Here is a 6,395-nt window from a genome sequence, read left to right on the forward strand (position 1 = left end):
ACCTTCTCATTCATGTTGGTTTCCTAGTATTTTTTGAACTTGCTTAAGGGTTGGTAAAGCAGTCATTGCTCCTTTTATCGAAGCTGCTAACCCTCCTGAAACACTAGCAAAACGGGCCATTTTCTCTGCATCTTCTGCTGTTATTTTCGTTAGTTCTCCTTCATATTCATTGAGCCAATATAATATGGCTGAGACAAAAGCATCACCAGCACCTGTGGTATCTACTGCATTCACCTTCATTGCTGGGACATGAATAATATTGTCATTTACAACAGTATAACTCCCTTTTTCGCCAAGCGTGATAAACACCAATGGAATTCTATATTTCTTTAGTTGCTGAATACCTGTGTTTATTTCATTCTCATCTGTGATAAATTCAAGTTCTTCCTCAGATATTTTTAACAGATCTACAGCAGGTAACATAGAGATAATCTCTTCCCTTGCCTGTTCTTTACTTTGCCATAACCCTAAGCGTAAATTCGGATCAAAAGAGACAATCAATCCTTTTTCCTTCGCTAGTTGTATAGCTTTTATGGTTGCGCTTTTTGCTGGTTCACGAGTTAAGGTAATAGACCCAAAATGGAAGATTTTTGATTCTTCAAATATCTCTTCGGAAATTTCACTGTCTTTTAAAAATAGATCAGCACTAGGTTTAATATAAAATTCGAAGCTTCGCTCCCCATTTTCAGCTAACGTCACCAATACTAATCCAGTATGTGCTTCATCGGTTAAGTACATTGAAGAAACATCTACACCATAGTAATGTAAAGTTTCTTTTAAAAACTTACCCAATGCATCGTTTCCCACTTTACCTAAAAATACAGACTTTACTCCTAAACGGGATAAGCCTACAGCTACATTTGCTGGTGCTCCTCCAGGATTCTTTTGATAGGTTGTATTGGTTTGATCAACAGGAATAAAATCAATTAGCGCTTCACCTAAACTAATAACACCTTTTTTCAACAGAACTTTCTCCTTTTCATCTTTTCTACTTAATTGTTTACCATTCTAATCTATTTTCATGATTCATCTTCAATTTTACCATTACTTTTTGGATGAGGATAAAAAGGCCAATACTAATCAACACATCTCCAATGCTAAACACAACAGGATGTGGATATGGAGCCGGTACATAAAAAATATCCCCTAAAAAACGAAAAGAGGTGTTGGTTGTCATCGCAATATGCTTTCCATACGTTCCAGCTAATAAGGAAGGAATATGTTCAGGAATTAACTCCTGTGCCGCCCGCATATCTACTGGCATTCTCCCTCCATTTGCTAACATAACGACCATATTGAGAATGATACCCATAAAAACCCATTTCGATCCATGGAGATTCTTATTTTGATAAAGAAATAGTAATAATAGAATGTAGCTTATAATCATTGCTACGAACAAAAATTTTGGATATAAGAACATAATAGGTAACTGAATGAATAGTGCAAGGATGATCAACCCAGGCGAATGGATATCTAGGTCTAGAAAATTTAAGACCCTTCCACCGCGAAGCTTCGCGATCAACACTCCGATGATTAAACTATCAATTAGCATTCAATCTTCCTCTCCCCTTATCTCCTACTTACCCATCTTTCTTGCAATGTATCATTTCAAGTCAATTTTTGTCAATTCTTTAATTTCCAATATCATTATAAAAAGCATGGGCAAAAACCCATGCTTTATACCATTATTTTGCAAATATTATTTGAAAACTCTACTGGATCCTTGATTGATAATCCTTCAATGAGAAGTGCTTGGTTGTACAATAGATTTGTATACAATTCAAACTTCTCTTTATCGTTTTCATAAGCTTTCTTTAAGGATTGGAATACTTGATGATTATGGTTGATTTCTAATATTTTCTCTGCTTTAATGTTTTGTTCACCTGGCATTTGACTTAATACTTTTTCCATTTCGATTGTAATTTCCCCATCGGTTGCAAAACATACAGGATGTGTTTTTAACCTTTTGGAAATTCGAACATCATTCACTTTATCTGCTAAGATTTTTTTCATTTGTTCGAAAAGATCTTTATTCTCCTTCTCTTCTTCTTCGGTTTTATTCTGGTTTTCCTCTGCTTCAATCCCTAGATCACCACTAGATACTGATTTAAATTCTTTCTCTTTATATGTCATCAACATTTTGATGGCAAACTCATCGATATCCTCGGTAAAATACAAAATTTCATATCCTTTTTCTGCCACTAACTCTATCTGAGGCAATTTTTCAATTTTTTCAACCATTTCTCCTGAAGCATAATAAATATATTTTTGATCTTCAGGCATTCTGGATACATATTCATCTAAGGTAACCATCTTCTTCTCTTTAGATGAGTAGAACATCAATAAATCCTGCAATACATCTTTATGACTTCCAAAATCACTATAAACCCCATATTTTAACTGTCTGCCAAAGGATTTATAAAAGGTTTCATAGTTATCCCGATCATCCTTTAACAAACTTTGTAAGTGGCTTGTGATTTTATTCTTGATGTTTTTGGCAATTAACTTTAATTGTCTATCATGTTGTAAAATCTCTCTGGATATATTCAAAGATAAATCTTCCGAATCGACCATTCCTTTAATAAAGCTATAATAGTCAGGAAGTAAGTCTGAGCATTTGCTCATGATCAATACACCATTGGAATAGAGCTCTAATCCCTTTTCATATTCCTTTGTATAATAATCAAAAGGTATTTTTTCTGGGATAAATAAAATAGCATTATATCTTACCGCACCATCGGCACTAATATGGATATGTGTTAGAGGTTTGTCAAAACCGTAGTGTTTTTCCCTATAAAAATTCTCGTAATCTTCTGGAGTAAGTTCGTTTTTATTCTTTCTCCAAATTGGAACCATGCTATTGATAACCTGTTCTTCTTGGTAATCCTCGTATTCTTTCTCGCTACCTTCTTTAGGTTTTGTTTTTGTTACATCCATTTTTATTGGGTAGCGAATGAAGTCAGAGTATTTTTTGATGATCGCTTTTAATCGATATTCTTCTAGATACTCGTCATAGTTCTCATCTTCTGTATTTTCTTTGATTTTCAAAATAACCTCTGTACCCACTAAATCTTTTTCATATGGCTCAATCGTGTATCCATCTGTACCTGTGGATTCCCATTTATAAGCTTCATCGCTTCCTAAAGCCTTACTTATTACAGTGACGACATCAGCTACCATAAATGCAGAATAAAATCCAACTCCAAATTGACCAATAATATCATAACCGTCTTTCAATTCGTTCTCGTTTTTAAATGATAAAGACCCACTCTTGGCAATGGTTCCAAGGTTATTTTCAAGCTCTTCTTTTGTCATTCCAATTCCAGTATCTAAGATTTTCAATATTCTATTTTCCTTGTCAGCAATCACTTTTATGTAGTAATTATCTTTATCAAAATGTAAAGAATCGTCAGTTAACGCTTTATAATATATTTTGTCAATTGCATCACTGGCATTAGAAATTAACTCCCTTAAAAAGATCTCCTTATGAGAATAGATGGAGTTAATCATCATTTCTAATAGCCTTTTTGATTCTGCTTTAAATTGTTTTTTTGCCATTCACATTTCTCCTTTCAATCTAAAACTACTTAAACACATAATGTAGTCATTATGATTGTACAGGTATCTATAATTACAGATCATCAACTTATTAGCACTCTTTTCGCTTGAGTGCTAATCACTATTTTAATAACACATACTGTCGTTTGAGTCAATATATTTAAGGATTTTTTTGTTTTTGAATAATACACAATTTTTTTGAGAAAATAATACTGTATTTTAACTTTCAGGAGGTAATCACAATGTCACTCATCCCATATGAACCATTTCGCCATCTTGAAAACGTAAGAAGGGAATTAGACCGTTTTTTCACCACAGATTTTCCAACCTTTTGGACAAGTTCCCAAGATTTTGGCACACCCAGAATTGATATTCATGAAACTGAAAATGAAATTGTAGCAACATGCGATATTCCAGGCTTAGAAAAGAAAGAAGATGTGAATATCGAAATTGACAATAACATGCTTCACATCAATGGAACGATTAACAGGGTTAACGAAATCAAGAAAGAAAATATGCATAGACAAGAACGTTTTGTTGGTCGTTTTCAACGTACTGTTACCTTACCTAGTCGTGTTTCTCAAGATGGTGTGAAAGCAACATACAAGAATGGTGTTCTAGAAATTCGTATGCCAAAATTACAAGCTGATAACAAAAAAAGAATTGATGTTGATTTCCATTAAATAATTTAGAGGCTACCTCATTTAAGTTGTTATTTAACGACCTTTTGAGATAGCCTCTCCATCATTGTTTGTCATCGCCACATTCTAATCCTCGTAATAAGATTTTGTTGCTTTAAAACCCCAGAACCATCTATTACAGACAGAACTAGGGTATATCTTATACATGTAATTTTCCTCTTATTCAATAATCTCAGTGTGAAAAAGGGCTTTTGCTTGATTAATAAAAACATCTCCTAATTTAGTAAAAGTAGCAACTCCACGTTTATGGATTACTGTTTTAAATTTATTTGAATTGGCTCCGGCTGTCGTTAAAAAAACACAAATGTCAGTTGCCACTCCAACTACATGAACTTTGTCAATCATTCTCTCTTTAAGTTTTTCAGATAAACCAGTATCAAAGAATGCATTGTAGTCTGCTTTTGGAATCATTAATAAGTTTGAATGCGATTCGTTCTTTTTAAACCAAGTCTTCAAATCACCATATAATTCGTGCCCCCAACTTCCTACTACATTATGTATAGGCCATAAATCAAAATGAGGGTCATTTTCATCGTGGGAATCCATAGCAATAACTACTGTTCCACCATTTGTTAAAAATTCCTCTGCTGTTGCATAATATAAGGTACTATTTCTTGGGCTGGTTTACCCGCTGTTAAGTTTCCATTGTCGTGAACAAAATCATTTGACATATCAACAATTACTAAGGCTTCATTTGTCATTTTAAAATCTCCCATCGATTTAATTATTAAAATACATGCAATCTACCGTGAACTACATCGCCATTGAAATGGCGAGCTTCCAGTTCTACGCTATGAACTGTTGTCCATTGAACGTATACACTGTTGGCGTGTCCAACACCACTACTGATTGAACATTTAGTTCTTTCAGATACTTTTTACTGATATTGATTGCTCCATTTACATCAGCATTGATTACAGTTTGACAATCACTGCACTCATATAGTCCTCTGTATTTCCGATTGGACTTTTTCGCATGATCTTTAGATGGTATTGGTTTACATACAGAACAAGTTTGTGATGTATATTCTTCTGTTATCTTTTCTACAGAAATTCCCCGTTCTTCTGCCTTATACGTAAGCATATGGATAAGTTTATGATATGGAAGATTATGAAACTTTTGATTCGTTTTCTTACCCATATCTGCCTGTTCTCGTATTCCTGTGATGTCACCTATCACAATTGTTTCAACTCCTTGTGTCACGGCTATTTTTATGACCCTCTTTGTCATGCAGTGTAGAATATGAAAAATTTGGTTTTTCTTTTTCTTGTATAGTTGCAGAACTCTTTTTGATTTTTTTGGATATTTCACGCCTTTGGCTGATTATTGAGCATCAGAAATAGCTTGATAATGCGCTATTTTCTTGTGAAAGTATCGTTCAACCGACAGCCATTGTCGTCCTGATATGATATGTGAATGTCCTAGATAGTCATAACAGGTTAAAGCATTAGCAATACCTATATCAATCGCCATGAATTTTGTGCCATTCTTTTTGGTTGGTATATCTTGATATTCTTGTGACAGTATGATTTTATATTCTCCGTCAACTAATGGCTTCACTTCAACCGTTTTTACTATCCCTATTTTAATGTGTTCAGGTATTGGGATATAAACCATACAATGTGATAGTTGACGTTATATACACAAGTTCTAGCATGTTTGAGATTTGATTTATTTTCCATACATTTAGTGTATAGAAAATGTCATTTAATATCAATGATTATGGAGAATTTTCACAATACACATAGTACGTAGACAATACAAAGAAGGCGGTCATTCATCTCTTCATTGAAATGAAGAGATGAATGACCGCTTTACCCTAAAATTGTTTGTATAGGTTTTCTTTTCTTGAAAATATTTATAATATTCAAGCTCACTAGCGTTGCATAAATATAGTCGAAATTTTCAGTAAATATATTTTTGTGAATTATAGCCAAAAGGACAAAACCTAAAGAAAAGGTGATTCTGTCCATTTGGTAAATATATACATTTAGTGCAAGAGTGACAGGAATCATACTTTTATTTATGTGCTAGATCGTTCGTCAAACCGACGTAACCAAATATATGCTGGCTTCCAAATCGCAGCCTTTAACCAGCGAGTGATTTGAAGTAAAGATTTCTTACTCTTCATCTCAA

Annotated in this window: 8 protein-coding genes; 1 reads left to right on the plus strand and 7 read right to left on the minus strand. The window is 33.7% G+C overall.

Annotated elements, in window-relative coordinates; translation table 11 throughout:
• Positions 1 to 6: 6 nt before the first annotated feature.
• The 3 genes from TEPIDINF_RS11530 to htpG form a co-directional block, all read right to left on the minus strand.
• Complete coding sequence (locus TEPIDINF_RS11530; protein WP_421692039.1) at positions 7 to 963, minus strand: aminoimidazole riboside kinase; 957 nt, start codon at positions 961 to 963, stop codon at positions 7 to 9.
• A 37-nt stretch (positions 964 to 1,000) separates the two neighbouring features.
• Positions 1,001 to 1,552 carry a DUF5317 domain-containing protein gene (locus tag TEPIDINF_RS11535; RefSeq protein ID WP_421692040.1) on the minus strand — a complete coding sequence of 184 codons (552 nt, stop codon included), beginning with the start codon at positions 1,550 to 1,552 and terminating at the stop codon, positions 1,001 to 1,003.
• A gap of 125 nt (positions 1,553 to 1,677) precedes the next feature.
• A complete protein-coding gene (gene htpG, locus TEPIDINF_RS11540; RefSeq protein ID WP_421692041.1) occupies positions 1,678 to 3,558 on the minus strand; it encodes a molecular chaperone HtpG in 1,881 nt (626 codons plus the stop codon).
• Between the two features lie 242 nt (positions 3,559 to 3,800).
• Here htpG and TEPIDINF_RS11545 point away from each other — a divergent pair, with 242 nt between their 5' ends.
• The gene (locus tag TEPIDINF_RS11545) at positions 3,801 to 4,241 is read left to right on the plus strand and encodes an Hsp20/alpha crystallin family protein (protein ID WP_069799091.1); all 441 of its coding nucleotides are present in this window, start codon (positions 3,801 to 3,803) and stop codon (positions 4,239 to 4,241) included.
• Positions 4,242 to 4,418: 177 nt separating this feature from the next.
• On the opposite strand, the gene TEPIDINF_RS11550 is transcribed toward TEPIDINF_RS11545, so the two are convergent.
• The 4 genes from TEPIDINF_RS11550 to TEPIDINF_RS11565 form a co-directional block, all read right to left on the minus strand.
• A complete protein-coding gene (locus TEPIDINF_RS11550) occupies positions 4,419 to 4,805 on the minus strand; it encodes a cysteine hydrolase family protein (RefSeq protein WP_421692042.1) in 387 nt (128 codons plus the stop codon).
• 26 nt (positions 4,806 to 4,831) lie between these two features.
• Positions 4,832 to 4,960, minus strand: coding sequence for a hypothetical protein (locus tag TEPIDINF_RS11555; RefSeq protein ID WP_421692043.1), 129 nt, complete (start codon positions 4,958 to 4,960; stop codon positions 4,832 to 4,834).
• An 85-nt stretch (positions 4,961 to 5,045) separates the two neighbouring features.
• Complete coding sequence (locus TEPIDINF_RS11560) at positions 5,046 to 5,570, minus strand: RNA-guided endonuclease InsQ/TnpB family protein (RefSeq protein ID WP_421692044.1); 525 nt, start codon at positions 5,568 to 5,570, stop codon at positions 5,046 to 5,048.
• Positions 5,571 to 5,582: 12 nt separating this feature from the next.
• Positions 5,583 to 5,876 carry a transposase gene (locus TEPIDINF_RS11565; RefSeq protein ID WP_421692045.1) on the minus strand — a complete coding sequence of 98 codons (294 nt, stop codon included), beginning with the start codon at positions 5,874 to 5,876 and terminating at the stop codon, positions 5,583 to 5,585.
• Positions 5,877 to 6,395 lie beyond the last annotated feature (519 nt).

Source organism: Tepidibacillus infernus, assembly GCF_048898065.1.
Classification (GTDB): domain Bacteria; phylum Bacillota; class Bacilli; order Tepidibacillales; family Tepidibacillaceae; genus Tepidibacillus_B; species Tepidibacillus_B infernus.

Coding starts and splice junctions, on each gene's coding strand:
- TEPIDINF_RS11535 (WP_421692040.1), bottom strand. CDS start 1,552: ATGCTAATTGATAGTTTAATCATCGGAGTGTTGATCGCGAAGCTTCGC.
- htpG (WP_421692041.1), bottom strand. CDS start 3,558: ATGGCAAAAAAACAATTTAAAGCAGAATCAAAAAGGCTATTAGAAATG.
- TEPIDINF_RS11545 (WP_069799091.1), top strand. CDS start 3,801: ATGTCACTCATCCCATATGAACCATTTCGCCATCTTGAAAACGTAAGA.
- TEPIDINF_RS11550 (WP_421692042.1), bottom strand. CDS start 4,805: ATGGATTCCCACGATGAAAATGACCCTCATTTTGATTTATGGCCTATA.
- TEPIDINF_RS11555 (WP_421692043.1), bottom strand. CDS start 4,960: ATGACAAATGAAGCCTTAGTAATTGTTGATATGTCAAATGATTTTGTT.
- TEPIDINF_RS11565 (WP_421692045.1), bottom strand. CDS start 5,876: ATGGTTTATATCCCAATACCTGAACACATTAAAATAGGGATAGTAAAA.